A 24,833-nucleotide genomic window follows, 5' to 3' on the forward strand; every position below is an offset into this window, starting at 1 on the left:
CGCAGCCTGTTGATTCACCACCGGATTTGGGGTTGGTGGCGTGTAGATCATCGTGCCTTCATTAGACTCAGGCATGGCCGCAGCCGCCGCAGATGAAGCAGCAACCCCAGCTACAAAGGCTTGCGTTGGGTTATCGCCACTTGGCTGATTGCGTGGTGGTGGGCGATTTGGCGCTCCAGGCCGACCAGCAATTGGAATCATCGGGCGACCACTGGCATTCAATTGTTGCGCAGGTCGATCGCTGACCCGATTGAATTTAGCTTGTTTCAAGGCCTCAACAAAATCCGACATTGTAGCAAAGCGCCGAATTGGATCTTTGGCGGTTGCTTGAGCCAGAATTTCAGCCGTCAACGGAGGCACATGCGGCGCAACATCTTGCAATGGTGGCAGCGGTGTCGTTAAAATTTTGCTCATGGCAATTTGGGCATTAGTGCTGATGTTGGCATAGGGGTTATGCCCAGCCAACGATTCATACAAAATCAAGCCCAAAGCATAAATATCCGAGCGCACATCGGCGGTTTCGCCCTCGAAAATTTCGGGCGCAGTGTAAGCGACCGTACCAGCAAAACCGCCAGCCTTGGTCATGCGGGCCTCGTTGTTGGCGAGGGCAATCCCAAAGTCGGCGAGCACAGCATGGCCGTTGCTGCGAAACAAAATATTGCTCGGCTTGATATCGCGGTGAATAAAACCCTTGCCATGGGCATAATCCAAGGCTGAGCCAATTTGCTCACCCATTTCAAGCGTCGAGTTTAATGGCTGTTGCGGCTGTTGACGCAAGCGATCGGTCAGCGTGCCCCCAGCGATATATTCCATTGCGATATAGTGGATCGGCTGGTAGGGGTTTTGGGCTTGGGCAATGTCGCTGGCTTCATACAATTGCACAATGTGCGGGTGGTGCAAGGTACGATTGGCCCGCGCCTCACGCATAAAACGCTGAAGTGTATCGTTATCGTGGGCAAAATAGGGTGGTAATACTTTGAAGGCAACCAGACCATAGGCTTGATGCTGCGCTCGATAGACTTGCGCCATCCCGCCACGGCCAATCTCTTCTTGCAATGTATACTCACCCAGTTGGGTATGTTCAAATGATTTCATTGCTGTAATCCTACAACGTCAACTGCGGAGTATCCGCTTCGAGTATCAAGTGCCGAAAATTGCAGGCTAGATTGATGCCCCATTATCACATTATTCGCCAACATTGACAAGCACGAAATTGAGTATTTAAAAATTTCATTAATTCGGGCCTAAATCCCTTGCTAGCGCATTGAATCGAATCATACTCACTTGAAAATGCTTGCTAGCTATATGGATATTCAGAACAAACCTGATCTGTTTCAGTAAATTCTGATTAAATACAAATCATTTTGACTATATATAATTGTTAGGTTTTACTAATTTTGTGCTGCACTGTGGCAAAATACCACTTGCAACTAGCGCAGAGTGCGGTATGCTACATGCCAACCACCAGAGCTTCCCGCCTAAGTTTTTTAAGGACGATCCATGAATCCGAATATTCGTTTGCTGTCGCTGGCTTGTGAACGGCTCGGTTTGACGTATGAACATTTACACTCGACGGAAAACATTCTGCGCATCGTTGGTCCTACCCGTAATTGGCTGTTTGTCAATTGGAAAGCACCGCTCAACGACAACACAATGAGCGAAATCTGCCGCGATAAAGATTATTTTTATACCCTCACCCACAATTGGATTAAGCAACCACAAACTGAATCGTACTTCCACCCACTTGGGCCGGATCGTTTTGCCAAATATCGCGCCTTCGATAGCCTCGAAGCAATCGCCGACGATGTGTTGGCCAAATTCGCCTTGCCCGTAATGATCAAACGCAATCGTGGCTCGGGCGGCTTGAATGTGTTTCGCTGCCACGACCGCGAGGGCATCATTCGCGCCTTGACCAAAATTTTCGATGGCGCAAGCAAAGATTTTGATTATATTGCGCTGGCTCAGGGCACAATTGAGATTGCTCACGAATATCGCGCAGTCTTTTTGGATGGTCAGTTGATTTTGCTCTACGAAAAAAATATCGATCAAGCCATGTTTGAAGGCAATCTTAGCCCATTGCACTGGAATGGTGGCCGGGCAGTGGTGATTGACGATCAAGCCTTACATACGACAATTAGTAATTTTGCAGCCTCGCTATTTGAAGCCTTGCCTTTGCGCTGGACAGGCTTGGATATTGCTCAAGATCGCAATGGTGAATGGTGGCTGATTGAAGCCAATGCCTCGCCTGGCTTTGAATATATTGCCCGCGATGCTGGCGATGATGTGATCGTCGGCGTTTATACCCATGTGCTCCAAACTTTAGGCGTTGTTAGCCCCAAACTGGTAGGAGAATTGGCATGAGTGAGCAGCGCGACCAATGGATTGCCCAAATTGAACAATTGCCTGCGCAACTAACTGAGTTGGTGCGACCACTCAGCCCAAGCCAACTGACCACACAATTTTTAGCTAACGAGTGGAGCGTAGCCCAAAATATTCATCATCTGGCCGATTCGCATATGAATTCGTATATTCGTTGCAAATTGATTGCCAGCGAGGAAAATCCTACGCTCAAGCCCTATGATCAAGATTCGTGGGCGGCGTTTGGCGATGCGCAGCAAGCTGATGTCGAAATTTCATTGCAATTGTTACGTTCGTTGCATGCTCGCTGGGTGCAATTTTGGCGCGAATTGCCTGAAGACGATTGGCAACGCACTGGTTTTCACCCCGAAAACGGCCCAGTCAGCTTAATCAGTTTGGTCGAAACCTACGCCAACCATGGCCTTGGTCATATCGACCAAATTCAGCGCACCTTGGCAGCTGAGCCACAAGCATGAGCAAGCTCCAAGCGGTGTTGTTCGATGTTGATGGGGTGCTATGTGTGCCGATGTTTCGCTTTGCTGCTTATTTGGAGCGCGAACATAACCTCAGCTTCAAACATACCCAGCCATTTTTTCAAGGGGTATTTTTGGATTGCATTGATGGCAAGGCCGATCTGCGAGAGGTTTTGCCATCGTACCTGGAGCAATGGGCTTGGCCTAGCGACCTTGATAGCTTCTTGGCGCGTTGGTTTCACGAAGAGAGCTTGGTTGATGCCCGGGTGTTGAATGCGATGCAACTGCTGCGTGAGCGTGGAATGAAGTGCTATCTTGCGACCAACCAAGAGCGCCATCGTAGCAACTATCTTTGGCACGATTTAGGTATGTGGCGCTGGTGCGATGGCATGTTGGCTTCATGGGGCATTGGCGCACGCAAACCAATGCCCGAATATTTCGAGCGGGTTACCCAGCAACTTGGGCTAGCACCCGCCAGCATCGCCTTTTGGGATGATGCCCAAGCCAATGTTGTTGCCGCCCAAAGCCATGGTTGGCAAGCCCAACACTATCGCGATTACAGCAACCTAGCGGCTTGGCTCAAAACCACTATTCCTCAAAGTTAAACTCCCGAACGAGGCTGGAGCTACTCGGTTTGTTCGCTCCAGCCTCGTTCTTGCAATTCGTCGCGTAAACGCTCGGTCAAACGCTCGGCATCAGTGCGCCAACTATGGGTCGCTGGAGCCAACTTCAAAAATTGGTCAAAATCGGCAATTGCCCGCGCCGCCGCATGCAAGCCATGAAAGCTATGCAAAATGCCACGTTGCAAATATGGCTCGGCCCACGCAGGATCAAGCTTGATCAGATCACCAAAATCGCGCACGGCTCCAGCATAATCATCAAGCTCACGCCCACGAATTACCGCCCGCCGCAAGACGGGCATGCCCCACCACGGTGCATAGGTTTGAGCACGGGTATAGGCATTGAACGCCCAGCGATACATTTGCTTGGAAAGCGTGCGATTGCCCCAATAGGTACAACTTTGGCCCCAGGCAAACCACATTTTGGCCTTGAAAGGAATTTTTGGTTCGCTCATGCAGGCTCCTTTCGCGCAATCGTTTTAACCCATGGCGGGCAATTTGGCCGACTATCATCAATGTTCCATTGTTCCAGCACGTGCAAGCCAACCCCCGCCAAGGCCTTAGCTACCAACTCAGGTTGATGATAGGCAAAAAAGCGTCCATCGGCCTGCATCTGTTCACCTTCGCCAATTTTTAGGCTGAGATAACAAATCCCGTGCGGTTGCAATACCCGAGCAATTTCGCTCAAGGCTAGCGAAAATTCCAAATGTGGTAGATGCAATAATGAGGCTTGGGCCCAAACGCCTTGCACGCTGGCCGCTGCAATTGGCAAACTCCGCGCATCGCCAGCAACCAAAGCAACTTCAGCCTGTTTGGCAAATTGCAACATGGCCCACGTTGGGTCAAGCCCAACTACTTGGTAGCCAGCTTCGCGCAGCATCAGGGCATCGCGGCCAGGCCCACAACCAACTTCAAGAATTTTAGCGGGTGCGGCCAAGTAGTGCATAAAACGATCACGTGATTTTAAAGTCCAAGCACTAATTGCCCCCCGCCGTTGCTGATAATCATCGGCAATTGTTTCGTAAGTTGCCACGGTTTGATTAGCCATACGCTCAGTTGGCTTATGTAGGATGGCGTAAAAATTACCAGGAGCGCTGGTCATTTCGCGCCGTTCATGATAGCGATAGCCCCAACGCTCATACATCGCCTGATTTTCGGGCGAAACTTCCAGCGCACCCAACGAAATGCTTTGATAGCCTTGGGCGCTGGCCCATTGTTCGACTGTCTGCACCAAGAGCTTGCCATAACCGCGACCTTGAGCTGCAGGATCGACGCTCAAACGCCAGAGGTGCAAATCGGTGTCGGTTGGGCTGAACGTGCCAACCCGTACTGCTGCGACAATCTGGCCGGCCTCTTCGACCACCAAAATCTGCCAATTGGGATGCTTGGCCTGCGAGGCGCTCAGGCTCTCGACAGTTTCGTTATAGACATAGGCATACAGCTCGCTTTTGGCTCGTTGCGGGGCGTAGGCCGCATAGGTTACCGCAATCACCGCCGGATAATCGGCGCTACTGGCCAAACGAACTTGCACTTGTTGACGTTCCATTGCGCTCCGACCTTAAACAGCAAAATACTCCGCTCTCTACTATACATCAGAAGTTTAAAGCAGGATTAATCGTTGGTTTGACCAGTCGCTAAAATAATTTTCAAGTGGCTTTCGCCATAGGCAGCGGGGTAATCTAAGGGCGAGGCCGGATAATTGGCTTCAATCGTGCCATGCCAACGCCCTTGCTGCATACCGCGTTCGACTTGACCACGAAATTGCCGCCGCGAAAGCCCAACATGGTTACAGCAAGCGATTAAATGGCCATCGGCTGGCAACAACTGCACCGCCAAGGCTACCAAATCGGCGTAATCTTCTTCGGCTCGCCAACGCTTACCCCGATTGCGGGCAAACGACGGTGGATCAAGAATCACCACATCGAATTGACGGCCTTGACGCACCCAACGACTGAGCCAATCGAAGACATCGCCAAATACAAACTGACGATCTTCAACGGCCAACTGATTCAGGCCATAATTAATTTTGCCCCAATCCAACGAGCGCCGCGAAAGATCAAGATTGGTCACGATTGCCTCAGGGGCATCGGCAACGGCTGCCACCCCAAAGCCACAGGTATAGGCAAAGGTGTTGAGCACCCGCAATTGACGCTTGGCAAGCAAATTGCGCACCCGTTGGCGAGTTTCACGCATATCAGCATATAAACCAATGCTCAAGCCGTCGTTAGGCCGCAATTCATAGCTTAACCCAGCTTCTTGCACCACCACTTGCTCGATTGGCTCACCCCACACTGGCCTAGTTGGAGCTAACTCAGCCATCGCGGCCTCGTCAACTTTGGCAGCAGCCCGAGGGCGATATTTAGCATAAATCGCCTGCGGCTGCCATTGCGCAACCAAGGCGTTGATTAAGCTGGCTGGCACTTGGCGCACATGTTCGTCATAGCACGAGGCAATTAATACCTGATCAAGTTTATCGACCGTCCAATGCTGCAACCATGGATGGGTCAGACCATCGCTTGGGCCATGAAACACCCGAAAGATCGTCGTAGCAGGATCGGCTGCCAGGACAGCCCGCCGTTCAGCCGCTAACTCGATTAAGCCATTCAGCGCAGCTAGCTCGGTGCTTTGTTGTAATTCGGGCAAGCCTTGCGCCACCCGCGTGAATAAGGCTGGAGTTGGCGCTTGAATATGCAATGGTTGTTGAGTAAGCGGGTGGGTGAAGCGTAATTCGCTGGCATGCAGCATCAGTCGGGGGGCAGCTCGCGCCACATCATACAGCGGATCGCCAACAATTGGATGGCCCAAACATTCGCAGTGCACCCGCAATTGGTGAGTTCGGCCAGTTTTTGGCTGTAATTCCAACAAGCTAAATCGCTGATCAGGACTGCTGACCAAGACCCGATAATGCGTAATTGCTGATTGAGCACGCCGATCATGGGCTGAGGCAACCTGGATCATGCCATCGCCAGCAGGCGCAAGCGCAGCATCGATGACCCCTTGAGTTTGGATGGGCACGCCATACACCAAGGCTTGGTAGGTTTTCTCAATCGTATGTTCAGCAAAGGCCGTGGCCAAATTGGCATTGGCGGCGGGGTCAAGCGCAAACAGCATCACGCCCGAGGTATCGCGATCTAGCCGCTGATGAATCGCCAAATACTCAAGTTGCAATTGGGCACGCAAAGCGCGTTCAACATCGGTTAATGCCAAATCGCCTTGGGGTGCGTGGGTTGCCACCCCGGTTGGTTTATTGATCACCAGGATTTGCTCGTCGCGGTAGAGAATTTCGATGTGCATTATGATTTCATTCCTTCAATCAATTGCTGCGGGGAATTAGGAATAGTATACCCTCATCCCTCATCCTTCATCTGTTCAGTCAGTGTTTCGCCGAAGCGCTCCCCGCGCGAGAGATTGATCAATTCAAACAAATCATCCTGTTCAACATTAATAATTTCACGTTTGGCGAGCTCTAAAATCGTCCAAAGGGCCACAATCACTTCGCTACGAGTCGTCGCGAGGCTCAGCAGATCGTCGAAGGCGACATAGCGTTGGCGCAACAAACGTTCGCCAATCAGCTCGGCCATTTCGGCAATTGTAATAACTTTGGCCTTGGGGATGGCAATTGGTGGAGTTTCACGCTCGATCAGGCTCAAACGCCGCGAGAGGGCATTAACCAAGGCACTTAATTTATGGGTTGCAATTTGGGGCGCTGGTAAATCGGGCTGGGGTGGCAGCGCAACCCGCTCCCACACGCGCAAACCAGCGCTTTCCCATTCGCGCAATTGGGTTGCAGCTTGTTTAAATTGTTGATATTCGCGCAAACGCTGGGCCAGTTGCTCAGCCACATCTTCTTCAGGCGGGGCGGGTGGTGGCTCGCGTCGAGGCAGCAAAGCCCGCGATTTAATCAACAATAATTGGGCCGCCAAGGCAAGAAAATCGGCCACGGTCAAAGGGTCGGGGTCGGGAATGGCTCGCACATGGGCCAGATATTGATCGGCAACCGCTGCCAACGAAATTGCCGTGATCGCCAATTCTTCACGCTCAATCAAGCGCAACAACAAATCCAAAGGGCCAGCAAATTCGGGCAATTGCAGATTATAGGGGTGATGGGTTGCTAAGGGCATAATCGTATTGATGAGGGATGAAGGATGAGGGATGAAATCATCGCATATCGCCCATTATAGAAGAGAGATGTAATAGTTTATCGTATGAACAACCGCCAGCATGCCCTCACCCCCTAGCCCCCTCTCCCGCCCAGCGAGCGAGGGGGGAATCATCTATATGGAACGCCCTGCTCCCGCCGCCGTGGGAAAGGGGTCGAGGGTGAGGGGACTTAAAACCTACCCTTGTAAGCTAGCCCCGCTCCCGCACGCGAGGCGAGGGGGAAGCAGCCTATCATGAGCCGACAACTCCCCTCGCCCGCCGCGGGGGGTGAGAGAACGAAACTATCCCGATCCCCAACAACCGATCCCCCGATCCCCAGCTACTACGGATAAATCCCACGCATCGCCATCGCACGGACGACGCGATCAACGGCTAGCAGATAGGCCGCTGTGCGTAATGGCACAAAACGTTCTTGGGCGACGGTAAAGACCTCGTTAAAGGCCCGTTCCATGGTCGTGGCTAATTCGCCATGAACTTCGCGTTCGGTCCAAAAAAACTCTTGCAAGCCCTGGACCCATTCGAAGTAGGAAACCACAATCCCGCCTGCATTGGCCAAGATATCGGGCACAACCATAATTTGTTTGTTGGCGAGAATCGAATCGCCGGTTGGCGTGATTGGACCATTGGCTAATTCGACCACAATTTTAGCTTGAATTCGGCCAGCATTGGCTCCGCTAATATCGTTTTGGCCTGCTGCGAGCACCAAAATATCGCATGGTAATTCGAGCAATTCGTTATGGCTAATCGGCTTTGTGCCAGCCAAATTAGCTACGCCATCGGTCTGAACTCGATGTTCAATCAAAGCAGCAACATCGATTCCAGCCTCGGATTCAGCGACAATGCCGGTAGTATCATCGCTGGCAGCGATAATCCGACAGCCCATTTCCGCCAAGAATTGCAGCACCAAACGCCCAGTCGAGCCGGAACCTTGCATCACCACCCGTGCTCCCGCCAAATCGAGGCCAATTTTGCTGGCTGCTTGGCGCACGGTATAGCACAAACCACGGGCAGTTCCTTGGCCATGGCCCTGTGAACCGCCAACTTGAACTGGTTTACCGGTTGCAACCGATGGCATTGTGTAGCCATGATGCATCGAATAGGTATCCATAATCCAAGCCATGGTTTGCTCATTGGTGTTAAGGTCGGGCATGATCACATCACGTTCAGCGCCGATCAATGGAGTAATTTCGGTCACATAACGCCGAATAATCCGCTCAAGTTCGCCACTAGTCAATTCGCGATGATCGCAAACGATCGCGCCCTTGGCTCCACCATAGGGAATTTGCACAATCGCGCAACTCCAGGTCATCCACATCGCCAAAGCTTGCATTTCATCGAGCGTAGCCGACGATTGTAAGCGCAAGCCACCTAGGGCTGGGCCACGCGTAATATTATGATGGACACGATAGCCAGTTAAAGTTCGCACCCGCCCATTATCCAGCTTGACCGGAAAATGCACGATCAACTCACGCCGTGGCTCGCGGAGCATATCGCGAACTTCCGGTTCTAAGGCCAGCAATTCAGCGGCAATATCAAATTGGCGCTGGGCGGTTGCCATTGTGGTTTCAATCATCGTAAAACTCCTCGGCAGTGAGTGTAAAGCAACGCTGCTTTAGGCATAATCGTTAAGTGCATGTATCTTAACACACTCCGCATGGTTCGTGCGAGCGCCCAAACGAAAACGCCGTACTTCGTGCCACATCCGGCCAAAACGTTCTTCAAACAAGACCAATTCAGCTACATGCCAGCGTTGTGGTTGCCAGGTTTCGGCGACCCAGGTTTGAGCGCTCGCCAAACTGCTATATTGCAGCAATTTGCCAATCGTTAAGGCTGGCCATGGCTGGCGTTTGATTGGGCGCGTTTGCGGCAAGCTCGCTTGGAGTTGTTCGAGCAAGTTTTTGCCTTGGCTAGGGAGCAGCACCAAACGATGCTGATTTGGGGCAATTTGCAAGTGCTCAAGGGTCAGATCAAAACTCGACCATTGGCTCAAGGTGGTTGCCACCGCTCGCTCAAAATCATCACGATCGCTGGGATGGCTGCTTGGCACAAGCACGATATGCGGCGGCAAGCCATGGCGATAACTCGGATCGTAGCGCTGGCGATAGTGATCAAGCATTGCCACTACATCGGGCGGCGGCACAATTGCCAAGCGAATTGGCCGATGCTTGCGCTGATAGCGCGTGCGATATTCCATAAAACGCCGAATTTGCTGGTTCATGGTGCGCAACGAGCTGATACCAAAGCGCCCCAGCCATGCCAAAAATCGATTGGACGAACCAGCCAAACGATGCAAAACCTGTTTATAAGCTACTCGCGTTCGGCGAATCAGCCGATGGCGTGGGCCAATCAAGGCCGAGCCAATCACCAAGAAGATAATCCCTTGGAGAATTGGCAGAATCACACCCAAGATGCCGATAAAAATCAAAAACCAGCCCAATATTGGTCGAACCCGTGGCCAGATACGCAAAAACCACCCCCAGAGAATTTGGCGTTCTTGGGGGCGGTAGCTACACCACACTAAGTTTAGCAATAAGATTCCAAGTAGTAAGCGCATAATTTCAGTTTGATCCACGTTGATCGTCAGTAGTCATCAGCGCGATTAAGCAAAATCTGCGCCGCTAGCGTTGCCAAGCACCCACATTCCAAGTAATTGGAGCCAATGGTTGCGGTTGCACACCTCGCACATTCGGCGCAAGCAACACCGTGGTTTGGCGGGTAATCACGGGCAAGACTGGCAATTCGCGGGTGAAAATTTGCTGTTGTTCGCTATAGGCAGCCTTACGCACCGCCGGATCAAGCGAACTGGTCGCGGTACGAATCGCCCGATCGGCGGTATCCATACACCAACCAGTAAAATTATCGCCGGAGTAGCCGTTAATTTGGTTAGGAATCGCGGCACAACTCCACAACACCGCGCCATCGGGATCAACGCTGCGCAGCCAGCCAAACAAGGCCAATTCAAAGCGTCGCCCAAATAATGGCCCTTGCTGGCTATACAAATCGGTGGTTGATAAGGCTTCAACCTTAATATCAATCCCGATTGCCTGCATATCGCTGACAAATTGCTCACTCAGGCGTTGGCGAATCGGGGTTTGAGCCGAAGTGGTTAATGTCAATTGGAAGGGCGTACCATCAGGGCGTTCGCGCAAACCATCATCATTGGTATCACGATAATTCATTTCATCAAGCAATTGGCGTGAAAGCGCAGGATCAAAGGTATAACTGACCACTGTTGTTGGATCAAAAGCCCATGATTCAGCCGCCAACCAACTATGCAAAACTGCTTTGGGCGTGCCATACAAGGTTGTGCTAATCGCCTCACGGTCAAAACCATGGGCAATCGCTTGGCGCATCCGAATATCTTGCAAAGCTACAACCGCCAAATTCATGTCGATATGTTCCCAAATTGGGTTGGGAGCTTGGAGCAATTGCAAGGTTTTGGATTGCACATCAGTTTTCAGATCAAGCGCTAATTGCTCCAACGAACCTTCTGTCCAAGCCACATCGACCCGCCCGCTCAGCACATCGTCGCGCATCATGGCAATATCAGGATATAAACGGGCAATAATCGTGCTAGGCAATTGTTCCGTTTGACCTTCGCGTCGCACAAATTCCAACTGCGTGCCTGCCGTCCAGGCTTTGAGCGTATACGGGCCATAGCCAACTGGCGACTGGGCCAAACGATCGCTAACTTCTTTGGCACTTGGCTGACCTTCAAACAAATGCGCTGGCAATGGAGTCCAGACCGTCACCAAATAATTTGGGTCGTCGCGTTCGGGCGGCAAATAAGCACGAGTCGTATATTGATCAATCGCCACATAATCGGCGGTTAAGTCGCTTTGGGTTGCCAATTGGGCGGTTGAGGCGCTACCACGCAACAAATTATAGGCAAAAACTGAATCAGCTGCGGTTAATGGTTGGCCATCTTCCCATTGCAAATTTTTATTCCAGCGATAGGTGACGGTCAACTGACGCACGCTGGTAATCGTTTCGGTTTGCGTGGTGGTAATTACGCCATTCGCATCAAGATTAACCGTGGTTGTAATATATTGCACATCACCATTTTCGAATGATGGCACGCGCTCCAAAACGCCAGTTGTGGTATAGGCTTCAGCAACCACCGTCAAAGGCGCAGGGTAAAGCAATTCAATCAATGGAGCTGCGCCACGAAAGGCATAACTGTAGGGATACAGATCAACTGGCTCCTCCGTTAAGCCCAACGTCCAAAGATTGGAAGTGGCAGGGTTGGTCGTTGGCAAGGGAGTTGGCACTTGGACAGTGGGCTGACCAGCTGGTGCACCACCCTCAATACTACAACCAATCAAGCTAAAACAGAGCAACAGCGCAAGGCTAAAACGCAATTTCATGAGCATCAATCCAAGGTCAAGCATCAAGCAAGCAATTAACAACGTGCTGATGGTTGACGCTCTAATTTATTCAAACCGCAACGTTCGATCACTTTTAAGCAACAGGCAGTGTAGCGCAGCCCGCCACTTTTGTCTAATATTTGTAGGCCATATTTCAGGGAACACAGGGGTTTCTCATCAGATCTTTAGCTCGTTAAACAACGAACCGAGGTAGCAAAGCCGCCTCGGTTCTGGTGTTATTGCCCAACAATACGCTTAACCTTGAGCAAAGTGACATGCCACAAAATGGCCTGGCTCTTTTTCCTCAAAGATTGGGTCATCGTGTTTACAAATATCTTGGGCCAGCCAGCAGCGCGGGTGGAAGCGGCAGCCACTTGGTGGATTAACTGGACTAGGCACATCGCCTTCCAAAATAATCCGGTCGCGCTTGATAGTTGGGTCAGGCAAGGGAATTGCCGACATCAAGGCTTTGGTATAGGGATGCATTGGTTTGCGGAAGAGTTGATCGCGACTTGCGAGTTCGACCATACGACCGAGATACATCACACCGACCCGATTGCTGATATGCTCAACAACACTCAAGTTGTGGGCAATAAACAGGTAGGTCAGGCCCAAATCTTTTTGCAAGTCGTTCAACAGGTTGAGCACTTGGGCTTGAATCGACACGTCCAAAGCTGAAACTGGCTCATCGCAGACGATCAGCTTGGGCTGCATCACCAAAGCACGGGCAATCCCGATCCGTTGGCGTTGGCCACCCGAAAACTCGTGCGGGAAGCGGCGCATGTGACCGGAATTAAGGCCCACCCGATCCAGCACCTGGGCAACTTGGTCAAGTCGCTCTTTGGGCGTACCAATATTGTGAATCGTCAAACCTTCGGCAATACTTTGGCCCACTGGAATCCGTGGGTTAAGCGAGGCATAAGGGTCTTGAAACACAATTTGCATATCACGGCGCAAGGTTCGCATGCGGCTAGAGCTTGCCTTGAGCACATCTTGGCCTTCAAACAGCACCTCACCACCCGATGGTGGGATCAGGCGCAAGACTGTGCGGCCCGTCGTAGTTTTGCCACAGCCCGATTCACCGACCAAGCCAAGGGTTTCGCCCTTCTTGATGCTAAAACTCACCCCATCGAGCGCCTTAACTTGGGCGACGGTGCGGCGCATCAAACCACCCTTAATTGGAAAATATTTCTTGAGATTACGAACCTCAAGCAAATTCTCACTGGTACTGTTGGAAACAGTCATGTCAAACCTCTTCTAGTACAACCAGCAACGTACCAGTCGATCACCTTCAAGCTTGATCAACGGGGGTTCTTCTTGCGTACATTGATCCATTTTGTGGGCACAGCGTGAAGCAAACCGACAACCTGCTGGCGGGTTCAACAAACTTGGAACTTGGCCAGGAATTGTCTCTAATTCATCGCGCACATTGCCCAAAACTGGCGTTGAAGCGATCAAGCCTTGGGTATAGGGGTGTTTGGGTGCTTCAAACAGCGCATGGACAGGCGCATATTCAACCGCCTTACCGGCATACATCACCATCACATTTTCGGCCATTTCGGCCACCACCCCTAAATCGTGGGTAATCAAAATAATTGCAGTATTAACCTTTTCGCGCAACTCGCGCATCAGATCCAAGATTTGGGCTTGAATCGTTACGTCAAGTGCAGTCGTTGGCTCATCGGCAATCAACAATTCAGGGTTACATGCCAAGGCCATCGCGATCATCACCCGTTGGGCCTGACCGCCAGAAATTTCGTGGGGGAACGAACGCATCCGACGCACGGGGTCGGGCAAACCAACTAAAGTAAGCAGCTCAATCGTGCGTTTATTGGCTTCCTCGCCCGAAAGCCCTTGGTGAATTTGCAAGGCCTCGATAATCTGTTCGCCGATGCGGAAAACAGGATTCAGACAGGTCGTTGGCTGTTGGAAAATCATTGAAATCCGATTGCCACGGATTTTGCGCATTTCTTCTTCACTCAGGTCGAGCAAATTCTCGCCATCGAACATAATTTCGCCTTCGATGACTTTACCAGTTTTGCCCAACAAACGTAAGATCGACATGGACGTTACGCTTTTGCCACAACCAGATTCGCCGACGATGCCCAAGGTTTCGCCACGACGCACCTGAAAATCGAGGCCATCGACAGCATGGACAGTGCCTTCATCGGTGAAAAAGTAGGTTTTGACACCCTTGAGTTTCAACAAAACATCGGATTGAGCCACAAGCATGCCCCTATCTAGCAAGAATTACAGGTTAGCGTTTGGCGCGTGGGTCAAGAGCGTCGCGCAAGCCATCGCCAATGAAATTGAAGCACAATGAACAAATAAAGATTGCCAGCCCCGGGAAGAAGGCTTGCCATGTATATTTTTCAAGAATGGTCGTATTAACACCTTTGAGCATATTGCCCCATGATGCGGCGGGCAGTTTCACGCCGAAGCCCAAGAAGCTGAGAGCAGCCTCGGTGATCATCACACCACTCAAGGCCAACGAGGCATTGACAATGTTGGGAGCTAAGGCATTTGGCACAAGGTGGCGGAACATAATCCGCAAGTTGGAAGCACCCAAAGCACGTGATGCTGAAACATATTCTTGTTCACGCAAACTCAAGATTTGGCCACGCATCAAACGTGCGCCGCCCGTCCAACTAAAGAACACCAGAATCAAAATCAACAGATTGATCGTTGGTTCTAAGATCGTTGAAATAATCAAGAGAATTGGCAGCAACGGCAAGGTGTTGAGGAAGTCTACAAAGCGCATAGCGAATGCATCGACCAAGCCCCCAAAATAGCCACTCATCACACCAACGATGATGCCGATTAATTCGCTCAGTAAGGTAACGGCAACCGCGATATACAGCGAAACCCGCCCAGCATAGAGCAAACGCGTCAGCAAATCGCGGCCAATATTATCCGAGCCAAGCCAGAAGGTCAGGGTTGTACCTTTGGGAGTCCGAACCTCGCCACCGATACTATTGTAATAAAGATCTTTGGGCAAGGTATATTCGGTGCCTGGCGGTTGGTCTTTCTTGGTAACGGCGCTATCGGTTTCGCCAAAAGGCATAAACAACGGCCCAAAAGTAACCGCCAAAATCATCAAAGACAAAACGACAACACTTCCAACCGCAAAGCGGTGGCGGGTAAACCGTTTGAGCACCTCAAGCCATGGACGCTCATATTCTTCTTTTTTAGGCTCATGAGCTTCGACTTGCGTTGTTGAAACAGCCATGGATCTTCCTTTCACAAGGTTAATGAAACCAATCGCACCCTACCAGTAGCAACTAGTCAAGTCGAATTCGTGGGTCAACAATGGTATAGAGCACATCCGCCAGCAACGTCGCAAACACCAACAAGATCGACGAAATCAGCAAGAAGGCCATCGCCAAAGGATAATCTTTGAGGTTCAGAGCGCTAATAAAGGTAAAGCCGAGCGCTTTATAATTAAAGACTGTTTCGGTAAACAGTGCGCCACCAAACACCCCAGGAATCGCAAAGACGATGATCGTGATCAATGGAATCAAGGCATTGCGGAAGGCATGCTTGTAGATCACGACGCGTTCTTTGACCCCTTTAGCGCGGGCAGTCCGCACATAATCTTGGCTCAACACTTCAAGCATACTCGCCCGCATAAAGCGGCTCCAGTTGGCCAAGTTGAGCATTGAAAGCACCGTAACAGGCATAACCAAGTGCATCACCCGATCAAGCAACGAGCCAGCGACGACCGTGCCAAGAATCGGAACCTCGTAATTACGCAGGGCCAGAATATCGCCAGCGGGGAAGTAGAACCAGCCATTGCGTTTAAACCACAGCGATACCGCGATAATCAACAAACCAAACCAGAAGGCCGGCAGTGATAAGCCAATAAAGCTAAATGTGGTCAACACATAATCAAAAAAAGAATATTGGCGCACTGCTGAGAAAACCCCCAGCGGAATGCCCAGCACCAACGAAATAATTGTTGATGAAATCATCAACCACAGGGTATCGGGCAATTTATCGCCAATAATCTCCAAGACTGGCTTATTACGTTGAAACTTCCACGATGTACCCCAATCCCAGCGCAAGATCCCCTTGCGTTCGCCCTGATATTCTTCAAACCCAATTTTATCCATCCAGGTATCACCAGCGAGCCAAGTTGGATACCACAAGAACCAAGGCTTATCGGCCCCTAGCAACTTGATTTGACGTTGAATATCTTCGGGGCTAGGCCGATTCTTGGGGTCGGTAACTTGGGTTAGCTCCTCAAGTGGGCCACCAGGAGCCAGGGCAAACAGCGAGTAAATCACTGCTGACGATAAAATAAGGACGAGAATCGCTTGGAACAAGCGCCGAATGAGATATACGGTCATGCGGTACCTCTACACTTGCTTGAATGGTTAATGCCAAGATAAACAGTTGTTAACTACTACACTCTACTTTGGCAAATTACGTTCAAAAAAAGAGCAATCAATTTTAAGCTTGGAAAACTGGCCTATTGTACCATTTATCTCGCATTACAAAAAAAACCACACAAGCACGACAATCACTGTCTGGTGGTTCCATTCCGAGTCTGACAACATTGTCTTGATTTAGCTGCATGGTGCTCGCGAAAGCTGTAGGGAAAGAGAGGGATCGACTGCGGAGCCACGTGTAGGCACGTAGCTCCGCAGCTGGAAGGTTACCGATTACTCAGTAACATCCCAGGTTTCGATGTTCCAGAAGTCAACTTGGCTGGTTGGGTTCAATTCCAAGCCGCTAACCTTGACGTTGTAGGCACCAACATTGACACGTTGGTACAATGGGAAGGTTGGCAATTCGGCATTGAAGACTTTTTGAGCTTCGATGACCAAAGGAATCCGCTTGGCGCGGTCGGTTTCTGATTGTGAGGCCAAGGCTGGCTTGTCGTAATCTGGGTTACACCAGCCAGTGTTGTTTTGACCACCAAAGCTGTTTTCTTCGGTTGGCACTTGTTCACAGAGGTACAGAGCGGTCGAAGGCTCTGGGCCACTGACCCAAGCGTACAAACCTAAGTCGAAGCGGCGGCCTGACAAGATACCTTCTGAGCCGTTCTTGAACAAGACATCGGTTGCTGGAACGAAGTTCAAGGTAACATCGATACCAACAGCTTTCAGGTCTTCTTGGATCAACTGAGCAACGGCTTCGCGGGTTTGGTTGTTTTCGGTGGTGTAGAATTGGATGGTGAGCTTGGTGCCATCTTTTTCAAGAATGCCATCAGCGCCAGCAACCCAACCAGCTTCAGCCAAGAGAGCCTTAGCTTTTTCTACATCATATTCGTATGCTTCCAAGCCTTCGCCGTTTGGTGGATAAGCCCAGTGGTCGGCTGGCAAGAAGGTGTTCATCACAACGGTCTTGCCGAACAAGACGTTATCGATGATTTGTTTGCGGTTGACAGCGTAAGCAACAGCTTGGCGCAACTTGACATCAGCGAATACTGATGGTTGGCCGTCGTTGCGCTCGACACCGAAGTCCATGTGTTCCCACACGGTTGCTGGAACATATTGGCCCTTGAGCACGCCAGCAGCTTCGAGTTCGTCGAGCTTAGGAGCGTTAGCCAAGGTCAAACCAATTGAACCAACTACGTCGATTTCGCCGCTTTCCAATTGTTGCAACACTTGATCTTCGCTGGTCAGATACTTGAAGGTAACATTACCAACGAGAGGGAAACCTTTTTTCCAGTAGGTTTCGTTTGCAACCAACTTGGTGCTTTCTTGTGGGGTGTTTTCAGCAATCTTGTATGGGCCATATGCCAATGGCTTGCTAGCGTAGTCGCTACCACCAATGGTTGCTGGATCTTCGCCTTCCAAAACGTGCTTTGGTTCAGGCCCAAAGGTGTTCAAGAAGTAGGTTGCATCGGTGTAACCTGGTGCAGCGTACCATACCAAGGTTTTTTCGTCTTTGGCTTCGTATTTTTCGGTGCGATCAAGCACGAAGCGGCTAGCGTTCTTGATGCCTGGATCTTGGTACAATTCAGCAGCAAACACGAAGTCGGCAGCGGTAATTGGCGTACCATCTTCCCAAGTCATGCCATCGATCAAGGTCCAAGTCACAACAACTTGTTCCAATTCGATTGCTTCGGTCAAGCTAGCGGTATCGGTGATCAACTCATCATCGATCACGATGTTGCCAGCATAGGCGCTATCAACTGAGACGGTTTGGGTCACTGCATCGCCATCTTCGAAGCTTGGCAATTTGGTGAAACAAACTGGTTGATATTCGTAGCTCAAAGTGGTGAAACAAGCTGGTTGAATCGCTGACAACACTTGGGTCGTGGCGCTTGATTGTGATTCAATGCCGAACAAGGTATCTGGCGATTGGGTCATACCGATGATGATGGTTTTATCCATATCAGGAGTAGTACCGGTGCTTGGTTCGGCGGTTGCTTCAGCAACGGTTGGTTCGACGGTTGCTTCAGCAGCAGTTGGTTCAGCAGTTGCTGCTGATGAGGTATCTGTAGTTGCGGTTGCTGGGGCAGTCGTTGCTGGAGCTGTGGTTGGAGTTGTTTCGCCACCACAAGCAGCAAGGATCGGAACAACAAGGACCAACATGAGCGCAAAGCTCATCAATTGGCGCTTTGATCGAAGCATTCTTGCCTCCTAAATCAAACAGTTGAAAGGACGATTTATAAATCGAACATTCCTATATCAGAGGGATATAGGGCCAACAGGTGTCTCGTTGGTGACGCGACCACCTCCTTCCAATGTGGTTTTTGGGGATAGTATAAGTAGCACAGATGCAATCTGTATTCAGAGCATCATTATAACCATTAAAAAGCTGGTGTCAAAATTTGTAGTACTTTTTGCCTAATCTTTGGGCAGTTTGCCCAACGACCTAGCTAACTATCTAAAAATATTTACGCTCAATTTGGGCAATTTGCTCGCCCCAAGGGGGTAGTACCACTCCCTCAGAGCGAGCCAAAAGCCTTACTTGCGGCGTTCACGGTTGCGCAAGAATGGCGGAATATCTAAATCGTCGTTGCTACCAAACGAGGTTGGCGGGGTGGGCCGTTGTGGTTGTTGTGGTTGAGGTGCTGGCCGCACTGGTTGCTGGGTTGGTTGTTGGTAGCTGGTTGGTTGGCTCGTCGGTTGGCTTTGCGCCGATGGATATGAACGTGAGCGATTGTTGCCTTGTGGTCGCGCTTGATCAAAGCCCGTCGCAATAATCGTGATTTTAACTTCATCAGCTGGCAGGTTGGGGTCAATCCGTGCCCCGAAAATAATGTTGGCATCAGGATCAGCTGCCTTGGAAATAATCTCGGCAGCTTCGTTGACTTCCAACAAGCCCAAATCTTCACCACCAGTCACGTTGAACAGCACACCCTTAGCGCCATCAATCGAGATTTCGAGCAAGGGTGATGAGATCGCCATATTGGCAGCATCGATCATGCGATTATCGCCGATGCCATGGCCAATTGCCATCAAGGCTGTGCCCTGTTGCGACATAATTGTTTTTACGTCGGCAAAGTCGAGGTTAATCAACCCACGGCTGGTAATCAAATCGGAGATCCCTTGAATCCCTTGGCGCAGCACATCGTCGGCCATGCGGAAGGCTTCGTTCATTTTGGTGTTTTTCGAAGCAATTTGCAGCAAACGATCATTTGGCACCACAATCAAGGCATCAACGCTTGGCTTGAGTTGGTCAATTCCCGATTCGGCAACTTTGCGGCGATGGTTGCCTTCAAACAAGAAGGGTCGTGTCACCACACCAACCGTCAAAGCGCCAATTTCTTGGGCAATCGAAGCAATCACGGGCGAAGCACCCGTGCCAGTACCACCACCCATGCCAGCAGTGATGAAAACCATATCCGAGCCACGCAACACATCGTGCAGCTCATCATGGGTTTCTTCGGCGGCTTTTTGACCAATTACGGGATTACCACCTGAGCCAAGTCCGCGCGTCAGTTTATCGCCAATCCGCACGCGAATCGTGGCAGGTGAGTGAATCAGGGCTTGAGCATCGGTGTTGACGGTGATAAATTCGACCCCTTGCAGGCCTGATTCGACCATGCGATCAACCGCATTCGAGCCGCCACCACCAACCCCAATCACCTTGATTTGGGCGAAATTTTCAATTAAGTTACTATTGAAATCCATGTTAAGTTTGCCTCCAGATCAGCACCAAAGCCCAGCAATGGCGTGGATCGACTGTAGCCACGATGCTTGTTTACGGTAAAAATTCCCGTAACCACATTTTGAAGCGGTCGTAGGTTTGTTTCCAGTTGGTCGTTGCTGGTTGGCTCGCAGCATGGCCGCCAACGCTGCCCATTCCATGACGCAAGCCCCAACGGACAAGCCCCACAGCCGTGGCATAGGGTGGTGCATCTATTGCTTCAGCTAATCCAGTCAAATTCGTTGGAATGCCAATGCGCACTGGCATTCCTAAAAGTTGGCGTGCCATCTCATCTAAGCCAGGCAATTGAGCCGAGCCACCTGTCAGGACAATCCCCGCAGGCAGTAGGCCTTCATAGCCAGAACGACGGATTTCATTGCCAATCATGTCGATTAGTTGTTCGGCTCGCGCTTGCAGAATTTCATTCAATTCAACTCGCGAGACTTGTTGATGTTCGCCTGGCGAAAAGCCATCGGTATCGATCAGATCATCAGCAGGGTCATGGCTGTCGATATCGGTTACTTTGCCATAGCGCAATTTGAGATATTCGGCGGTGTTATGCGGTGTATGCAGCACATAAACCAAATCGTTGGTAAAATGTGCTCCGCCAATTGGCAACACCACGGTGTGCCAAATGCCACCACCAATAAAAATCGCAATGTCGGTTGTGCCGCCACCAATATCAACCAGCACAACCCCACGGCTTTTATCTTCTTCGCTCAGCACCGCCTCGCCTGAAGCCAAGGGTTGCAGCACCAGGTCGTCGATGCCGACCCCCGCCCGTTCAACGCTCTTGATTAAGTTTTGAATCGCCATTACCTCGCCAGTAACGATATGCGTTTCAACTTCAAGCCGATAGCCTGCCATACCCACTGGGTCGCGAATACCCTCATGGCCATCAACGATATAGGCCCGTGGAATCACATGGATCACTTCACGTTGGGTTGGGATGGCAATCGCTTGGGCGGCTTCGACAGCGCGGGCAACGTCTGTGCGCGAAATTTCATGATCAGGCCGTGAGATGGCGACCACCCCACGACTATTAACTGAGGAAATATGGCGGCCCGCAATCCCGACAAAGGCAGTTCCAATCCGATAACCCGAAAGCCGCTCGGCCTTTTCAACCGAGGTCGCAATCGCGCTAACCGCCTCGTCGATATTGACCACGACCCCACGGTCGAGACCCTTGGAAGGAGTGAGGCCAACCCCTAAAATATTCACTTTGCCTGTATCGTGAACTTCAGCAACCAAAGTACATATTTTGGTTGTACCGACATCAATACCGACAATGGTGCGATTCATGGAAAACCCCTTGTGTTAGGCTAAAATGTTGCCTGTCAAGCAGGGTTGCTGGCGATTATACGAGATAGCAGATCGCTTTGCAACCACGCTGCATTGCGTCAACAACCTACACTAGGTCGCAGAAGAAGCTGCATCTTCAAGGCTGGAACAATGCTCAATGTCGGGTTGCTCGAAATAATGAATGATGAGAGCGCGACATTGCGAAAAAGTGCATCTATCAACCGTACCACAGCCTTGTTTTACTAACCTGCGCCTAGCCAACCAGGTGTTGTCGAATGCGACTGGCATTTTCAAACAAACGGACACCAAAGGCCACCACTGCCGCCAAATAGAGGTCAATGCCTAGCCGCTCACCAAGAAACGCCAGCACAACCGCCAATACAGTGTTGCCAATTAATCCCGAAATAAAAATCCGATTCCGATAGCGTTTTTCGATTGTTGCTCGCGTTGCCCCAACAATCGAATCAAGCGCTGATAAAACTGCCACCGCTGTATAACGGGCAAATTGCGAGGGGATTGTCAGACCGGAAACAAGTCCAATCGCCACCCCGACTCCCAGCCCCGCCAGCGGAATCCACATAGCTTGTCGCTGCTCCACGCATGTGCTCCTTATTGCGACCCTGCCGTTGGCGTTGGAGTCGCCTGCGGTCGATAGTAGGGTTTTTCCGGTCGTAAATCGATAAATGTCCATACAGTGTTACTTGCTTGAACTTGTTGCAACGTTGCAAGTTTCAAATCAAGGCTCACCTGCTGTTCAGCCAACCGCCCAAATACCGCTTGATTGGTATCATTGTAAACCGAAAGCCCATAGTATGGGTCCCATTCGTAGCGCGTCGGTTGCCAACCAAGCTCTTTGGGAATGCGCAAATAGAGCGTTTGAGCCAAATTCAGCGCATCCGTGTCAATATAGCTCCCCGCCGAAATCGGAATCGTGCGGGTATCGTAAATCACTAAGGTTGCCGTCGTAATCGACGTAGCTAAGCCTAACACTTCGCCACCCGCCGTCACTTCGTAATTTGTACCACCCATATTCCAAACCACGGCGGCCTGACGCTCTTGCACCCGCACCAATACGCGGGCGGGAATCCGCAACTGCACGCTGGCGGTGGACACATAGGGGTTTTGGCTAATTCGCGCGGCCACTTCCGCCGGATCAATATCCCAAATCGAGATGCCTTGCAGATTGGCTAATTGGCTAATCGTGGCAGCATTAACCGAGCGATTGCCCTCGATCTCCAATTCGCCAACCACAAAGGCTGGCGAACGAAAGACCACAATCAAACAGCCAATACCGACCAACAACAACACCAACGCCGCTAATTTGCCATTTAAGAGCATGCTGCGCAGAATGGTTCGTGCCGTTGGGCGCACCATCGGCGTGGTGGTACGCACGCCCAGCGGCGCACGCCCACGCGGTTTGCGGCTAATCAAGCGGCTTGTGCGACGTGGATTACTCATCGGCCTCGCTCGTGATAACGCTCAATCGCCAAATCGATCAGCCGATCGAGTAATTCGCTATAGCCAAGGCCCGTAGCTTCCCACAATTTGGGATATTGGCTCATCGCCGTAAAGCCAGGGAAGGTATTAATTTCGTTGATATAGATCGCGCCAGTTTCGCGCTCGACAAAGAAATCGACCCGCGCCAAGCCAGCCCCGTCAATCGCTTTGAAGGCGGTAACTGCCATCTCGCGCAGCTGTTCGCTGGTCGCAGCATCAAGCTCCGCCGGAATTGCAAATTGGGTTTGGCCTTCAAGGTATTTATCGGCATAGTCGTAAAAATCGTTGGCAGGCAGCACTTCGCCTGGCACTGAGGGCTTGGGATCGTCGTTGCCCAAAATTGCGACTTCAATTTCACGGGCATTGATGCCTTGCTCGACTACAATTCGCCGATCATAACCAGCGGCCTCGGCCATGCCAGTCGCCAATTCAGCTCGATTGCTGACTTTGCTAATACCAACGCTGCTACCTAAGTTGGCGGGCTTAACAAACATTGGATAGTGCAACGTAGCCTCAAGCCGCTCGTAGACAGCTTCGGGCTGGGTTTGCCAATCACGGCGCAAAACCAACTGCCAGGGCACTTGGGGCAAACCAGCGGCGGCAAAAGCCGATTTCATCAAGCCTTTATCCATCCCAACTGAAGCCGCCAAAACTCCACAGCCAACATAGGGCAGATTGGCGAACTCAAACACCCCTTGAATCGTGCCATCCTCGCCAAATGGGCCATGCAAGACTGGAATAATCACATCCAAAGCCGCAACGTTGGTTTGTTCGGGCAAACTGCCAGCACTTTGCACAATCGCTGTTTCGCTGACGACACCAGCTTGCGGTGTACGGCCAAGCATCTTTTGGTCGGCCTGTTGCTCCAAGGCCAACAACGGATCACCGCCGCTGAGCCATTGGCCATTACGGGTGATTCCAATCGGAATCACGGTATATTTTTCAGGATCAAGCGCATTCATCACGGCCCGCGCCGATTTCAACGACACTTCGTGCTCGCCCGATTTCCCGCCAAAAACAATTCCAACCCGCCGTTTTGTCATAACGATTGATCCTCACTGGTGATCACGCGAACTTCTAATTCGAGTTCGATACCAAATTGTTTGAGCACTTCGGTTTGGGCATATTCGGCCACCCGCAAAATATCGTTAGCCGTCGCCCCGCCCAAATTCAAGATATAGTTGGCATGTTTTTCGGCAATTTGGGCCGCGCCCATGCGAAAGCCTTTCAAGCCAGCAGCATCGATCAAACGGCCAGCCGTGGTATTGGCAGGGTTTTTAAACACCGAGCCACACGACGAGCCAGCGGGCGTGCGTTGCTTACGACCTTCGGCAATCTCAGCCATTTTGCTGGCGATCCACACTGGGTCATCGCGCCAAGCAGTCAACACGGCATCAAGCACATATGGAATGCGCGTGGTTGGGCGATTGCCTGCCAGTCGTTTGAGTTGGCTGGTGCGATAGTCGAATTGAAAATCAGCCGCCGCCCACTCGACAATCTGGTTATCGGGCATTAATAAACGGGCCGATTGCAGATGTTTGACAGTTTCGCCACCATAACAACCAGCATTACCATAAATTGCCCCGCCGATTGTGCCGGGCAAACCTTCGGCCCATTCGAGGCCCGCAATGCCTTGAGCCGCCAAGCGCCGCACTGTGCCAGCAGTTGGTGCACCAGCCTGCACATGAATCGTCAATTGATCGCCATGTTCATGCAATTCAAAGCCAGTCGCGCGGTTGCGAATCACCAAGCCATTCCAGCCTGCATCGCTCATCAGCAAATTCGAGCCGCCGCCCAGCATAAAAATTGGCAACTGCCGAAGTTCAGCCCATTGCACCGCCTCAACCTGTTGCTCAGGGCTGGTAACGTTTACAAAATACCGCGCAGGGCCACCAATGCGCCAAGCTGTGTAGGGCGCGAGTAGCTCATGTTCGCGAAGATCGATCATG

The 24,833-nt window shown here is 51.1% G+C and carries 22 protein-coding genes; 3 read left to right on the forward strand and 19 right to left on the reverse strand.

Features of this window, described 5'->3' with window-relative positions; genetic code table 11:
- A partial coding sequence (locus DEF47_RS15605; RefSeq protein WP_287045224.1) for a serine/threonine-protein kinase occupies positions 1 to 1,095 on the reverse strand: 1,095 nt, incomplete at its 3' end.
- Between the two features lie 405 nt (positions 1,096 to 1,500).
- Here DEF47_RS15605 and DEF47_RS15610 point away from each other — a divergent pair.
- From DEF47_RS15610 to DEF47_RS15620, 3 genes are read left to right on the forward strand one after another with little or no spacing between them, the layout of a single operon-like run.
- On the forward strand, positions 1,501 to 2,361 hold the full coding sequence (locus DEF47_RS15610) for an ATP-grasp domain-containing protein (RefSeq protein WP_012191019.1): 861 nt from the start codon (positions 1,501 to 1,503) through the stop codon (positions 2,359 to 2,361).
- Positions 2,358 to 2,834 (forward strand): DinB family protein, encoded by a 477-nt coding sequence (locus DEF47_RS15615; RefSeq protein WP_012191020.1) that lies wholly within the window; start codon positions 2,358 to 2,360, stop codon positions 2,832 to 2,834. The genes DEF47_RS15610 and DEF47_RS15615 overlap by 4 nt, the downstream gene beginning before the upstream one ends.
- Positions 2,831 to 3,436 carry an HAD-IA family hydrolase gene (locus DEF47_RS15620; protein ID WP_012191021.1) on the forward strand — a complete coding sequence of 202 codons (606 nt, stop codon included), beginning with the start codon at positions 2,831 to 2,833 and terminating at the stop codon, positions 3,434 to 3,436. Before DEF47_RS15615 ends, DEF47_RS15620 begins: the two co-directional genes overlap by 4 nt.
- 20 nt (positions 3,437 to 3,456) lie before the next feature.
- Here the strand turns inward: DEF47_RS15620 and DEF47_RS15625 are convergent, their stop codons facing one another.
- The 18 genes from DEF47_RS15625 to murB all read right to left on the reverse strand — a co-directional run bounded on the left by DEF47_RS15625 (position 3,457) and on the right by murB (position 24,832).
- Positions 3,457 to 3,906 carry a tetratricopeptide repeat protein gene (locus tag DEF47_RS15625; RefSeq protein WP_012191022.1) on the reverse strand — a complete coding sequence of 150 codons (450 nt, stop codon included), beginning with the start codon at positions 3,904 to 3,906 and terminating at the stop codon, positions 3,457 to 3,459.
- Positions 3,903 to 4,997 (reverse strand): bifunctional GNAT family N-acetyltransferase/class I SAM-dependent methyltransferase, encoded by a 1,095-nt coding sequence (locus DEF47_RS15630; RefSeq protein ID WP_012191023.1) that lies wholly within the window; start codon positions 4,995 to 4,997, stop codon positions 3,903 to 3,905. The genes DEF47_RS15625 and DEF47_RS15630 overlap by 4 nt, the downstream gene beginning before the upstream one ends.
- 65 nt (positions 4,998 to 5,062) lie before the next feature.
- Positions 5,063 to 6,745 (reverse strand): RluA/RlmK domain-containing protein, encoded by a 1,683-nt coding sequence (locus DEF47_RS15635; protein ID WP_012191024.1) that lies wholly within the window; start codon positions 6,743 to 6,745, stop codon positions 5,063 to 5,065.
- Between the two features lie 53 nt (positions 6,746 to 6,798).
- The gene (locus tag DEF47_RS15640; RefSeq protein WP_012191025.1) at positions 6,799 to 7,572 is read right to left on the reverse strand and encodes a segregation and condensation protein A; all 774 of its coding nucleotides are present in this window, start codon (positions 7,570 to 7,572) and stop codon (positions 6,799 to 6,801) included.
- A 362-nt stretch (positions 7,573 to 7,934) separates the two neighbouring features.
- Positions 7,935 to 9,185 (reverse strand): Glu/Leu/Phe/Val family dehydrogenase, encoded by a 1,251-nt coding sequence (locus DEF47_RS15645; protein WP_012191026.1) that lies wholly within the window; start codon positions 9,183 to 9,185, stop codon positions 7,935 to 7,937.
- 39 nt (positions 9,186 to 9,224) lie between these two features.
- Positions 9,225 to 10,184, reverse strand: coding sequence for a 2'-5' RNA ligase family protein (locus tag DEF47_RS15650; RefSeq protein ID WP_041304659.1), 960 nt, complete (start codon positions 10,182 to 10,184; stop codon positions 9,225 to 9,227).
- A 46-nt stretch (positions 10,185 to 10,230) separates the two neighbouring features.
- Positions 10,231 to 11,979 carry a peptide ABC transporter substrate-binding protein gene (locus DEF47_RS15655; protein ID WP_041304661.1) on the reverse strand — a complete coding sequence of 583 codons (1,749 nt, stop codon included), beginning with the start codon at positions 11,977 to 11,979 and terminating at the stop codon, positions 10,231 to 10,233.
- Between the two features lie 255 nt (positions 11,980 to 12,234).
- Complete coding sequence (locus DEF47_RS15660) at positions 12,235 to 13,224, reverse strand: ABC transporter ATP-binding protein (protein WP_012191029.1); 990 nt, start codon at positions 13,222 to 13,224, stop codon at positions 12,235 to 12,237.
- Positions 13,225 to 13,236: 12 nt separating this feature from the next.
- Positions 13,237 to 14,211, reverse strand: a complete 975-nt coding sequence (locus DEF47_RS15665; protein ID WP_041304663.1) for an ABC transporter ATP-binding protein — start codon at positions 14,209 to 14,211, stop codon at positions 13,237 to 13,239.
- A 25-nt stretch (positions 14,212 to 14,236) separates the two neighbouring features.
- Positions 14,237 to 15,208, reverse strand: a complete 972-nt coding sequence (locus DEF47_RS15670) for an ABC transporter permease (RefSeq protein ID WP_012191031.1) — start codon at positions 15,206 to 15,208, stop codon at positions 14,237 to 14,239.
- Positions 15,209 to 15,260: 52 nt separating this feature from the next.
- Complete coding sequence (locus DEF47_RS15675) at positions 15,261 to 16,328, reverse strand: ABC transporter permease (RefSeq protein WP_012191032.1); 1,068 nt, start codon at positions 16,326 to 16,328, stop codon at positions 15,261 to 15,263.
- Between the two features lie 315 nt (positions 16,329 to 16,643).
- Positions 16,644 to 18,563, reverse strand: coding sequence for a peptide ABC transporter substrate-binding protein (locus DEF47_RS15680; protein ID WP_012191033.1), 1,920 nt, complete (start codon positions 18,561 to 18,563; stop codon positions 16,644 to 16,646).
- Positions 18,564 to 18,899: 336 nt separating this feature from the next.
- Positions 18,900 to 20,069 (reverse strand): cell division protein FtsZ, encoded by a 1,170-nt coding sequence (ftsZ, locus tag DEF47_RS15685; protein ID WP_012191034.1) that lies wholly within the window; start codon positions 20,067 to 20,069, stop codon positions 18,900 to 18,902.
- Positions 20,070 to 20,139: 70 nt separating this feature from the next.
- The gene (gene ftsA / locus DEF47_RS15690) at positions 20,140 to 21,387 is read right to left on the reverse strand and encodes a cell division protein FtsA (protein WP_012191035.1); all 1,248 of its coding nucleotides are present in this window, start codon (positions 21,385 to 21,387) and stop codon (positions 20,140 to 20,142) included.
- Positions 21,388 to 21,640: 253 nt separating this feature from the next.
- Positions 21,641 to 21,985, reverse strand: a complete 345-nt coding sequence (locus DEF47_RS15695; RefSeq protein WP_201783493.1) for a small basic family protein — start codon at positions 21,983 to 21,985, stop codon at positions 21,641 to 21,643.
- An 11-nt stretch (positions 21,986 to 21,996) separates the two neighbouring features.
- Positions 21,997 to 22,845, reverse strand: coding sequence for a cell division protein FtsQ/DivIB (locus tag DEF47_RS15700; protein WP_012191037.1), 849 nt, complete (start codon positions 22,843 to 22,845; stop codon positions 21,997 to 21,999).
- Positions 22,842 to 23,927, reverse strand: coding sequence for a D-alanine--D-alanine ligase (locus DEF47_RS15705; protein WP_012191038.1), 1,086 nt, complete (start codon positions 23,925 to 23,927; stop codon positions 22,842 to 22,844). Before DEF47_RS15705 ends, DEF47_RS15700 begins: the two co-directional genes overlap by 4 nt.
- The gene (murB, locus tag DEF47_RS15710; protein WP_012191039.1) at positions 23,924 to 24,832 is read right to left on the reverse strand and encodes a UDP-N-acetylmuramate dehydrogenase; all 909 of its coding nucleotides are present in this window, start codon (positions 24,830 to 24,832) and stop codon (positions 23,924 to 23,926) included. The genes DEF47_RS15705 and murB overlap by 4 nt, the downstream gene beginning before the upstream one ends.
- Between the last annotated feature and the right edge of the window lies 1 nt (position 24,833).

The sequence above is a fragment of the Herpetosiphon sp. genome (assembly GCF_003512625.1).
GTDB classification, from domain to species: domain Bacteria; phylum Chloroflexota; class Chloroflexia; order Chloroflexales; family Herpetosiphonaceae; genus Herpetosiphon; species Herpetosiphon aurantiacus.

Excerpts from the sequence above, each read along its gene's own strand:
- DEF47_RS15680 (WP_012191033.1), bottom strand. The coding sequence starts at position 18,563 with ATGCTTCGATCAAAGCGCCAATTGATGAGCTTTGCGCTCATGTTGGTC.
- DEF47_RS15625 (WP_012191022.1), bottom strand. The coding sequence starts at position 3,906 with ATGAGCGAACCAAAAATTCCTTTCAAGGCCAAAATGTGGTTTGCCTGG.
- DEF47_RS15665 (WP_041304663.1), bottom strand. The coding sequence starts at position 14,211 with ATGCTTGTGGCTCAATCCGATGTTTTGTTGAAACTCAAGGGTGTCAAA.
- DEF47_RS15675 (WP_012191032.1), bottom strand. The coding sequence starts at position 16,328 with ATGACCGTATATCTCATTCGGCGCTTGTTCCAAGCGATTCTCGTCCTT.
- DEF47_RS15610 (WP_012191019.1), top strand. The coding sequence starts at position 1,501 with ATGAATCCGAATATTCGTTTGCTGTCGCTGGCTTGTGAACGGCTCGGT.
- murB (WP_012191039.1), bottom strand. The coding sequence starts at position 24,832 with ATGATCGATCTTCGCGAACATGAGCTACTCGCGCCCTACACAGCTTGG.
- DEF47_RS15630 (WP_012191023.1), bottom strand. The coding sequence starts at position 4,997 with ATGGAACGTCAACAAGTGCAAGTTCGTTTGGCCAGTAGCGCCGATTAT.
- DEF47_RS15700 (WP_012191037.1), bottom strand. The coding sequence starts at position 22,845 with ATGAGTAATCCACGTCGCACAAGCCGCTTGATTAGCCGCAAACCGCGT.
- DEF47_RS15635 (WP_012191024.1), bottom strand. The coding sequence starts at position 6,745 with ATGCACATCGAAATTCTCTACCGCGACGAGCAAATCCTGGTGATCAAT.
- DEF47_RS15655 (WP_041304661.1), bottom strand. The coding sequence starts at position 11,979 with ATGAAATTGCGTTTTAGCCTTGCGCTGTTGCTCTGTTTTAGCTTGATT.
- DEF47_RS15620 (WP_012191021.1), top strand. The coding sequence starts at position 2,831 with ATGAGCAAGCTCCAAGCGGTGTTGTTCGATGTTGATGGGGTGCTATGT.
- DEF47_RS15645 (WP_012191026.1), bottom strand. The coding sequence starts at position 9,185 with ATGATTGAAACCACAATGGCAACCGCCCAGCGCCAATTTGATATTGCC.
- DEF47_RS15615 (WP_012191020.1), top strand. The coding sequence starts at position 2,358 with ATGAGTGAGCAGCGCGACCAATGGATTGCCCAAATTGAACAATTGCCT.
- DEF47_RS15640 (WP_012191025.1), bottom strand. The coding sequence starts at position 7,572 with ATGCCCTTAGCAACCCATCACCCCTATAATCTGCAATTGCCCGAATTT.
- DEF47_RS15660 (WP_012191029.1), bottom strand. The coding sequence starts at position 13,224 with ATGACTGTTTCCAACAGTACCAGTGAGAATTTGCTTGAGGTTCGTAAT.
- ftsA (WP_012191035.1), bottom strand. The coding sequence starts at position 21,387 with ATGAATCGCACCATTGTCGGTATTGATGTCGGTACAACCAAAATATGT.
- ftsZ (WP_012191034.1), bottom strand. The coding sequence starts at position 20,069 with ATGGATTTCAATAGTAACTTAATTGAAAATTTCGCCCAAATCAAGGTG.
- DEF47_RS15705 (WP_012191038.1), bottom strand. The coding sequence starts at position 23,927 with ATGACAAAACGGCGGGTTGGAATTGTTTTTGGCGGGAAATCGGGCGAG.
- DEF47_RS15670 (WP_012191031.1), bottom strand. The coding sequence starts at position 15,208 with ATGGCTGTTTCAACAACGCAAGTCGAAGCTCATGAGCCTAAAAAAGAA.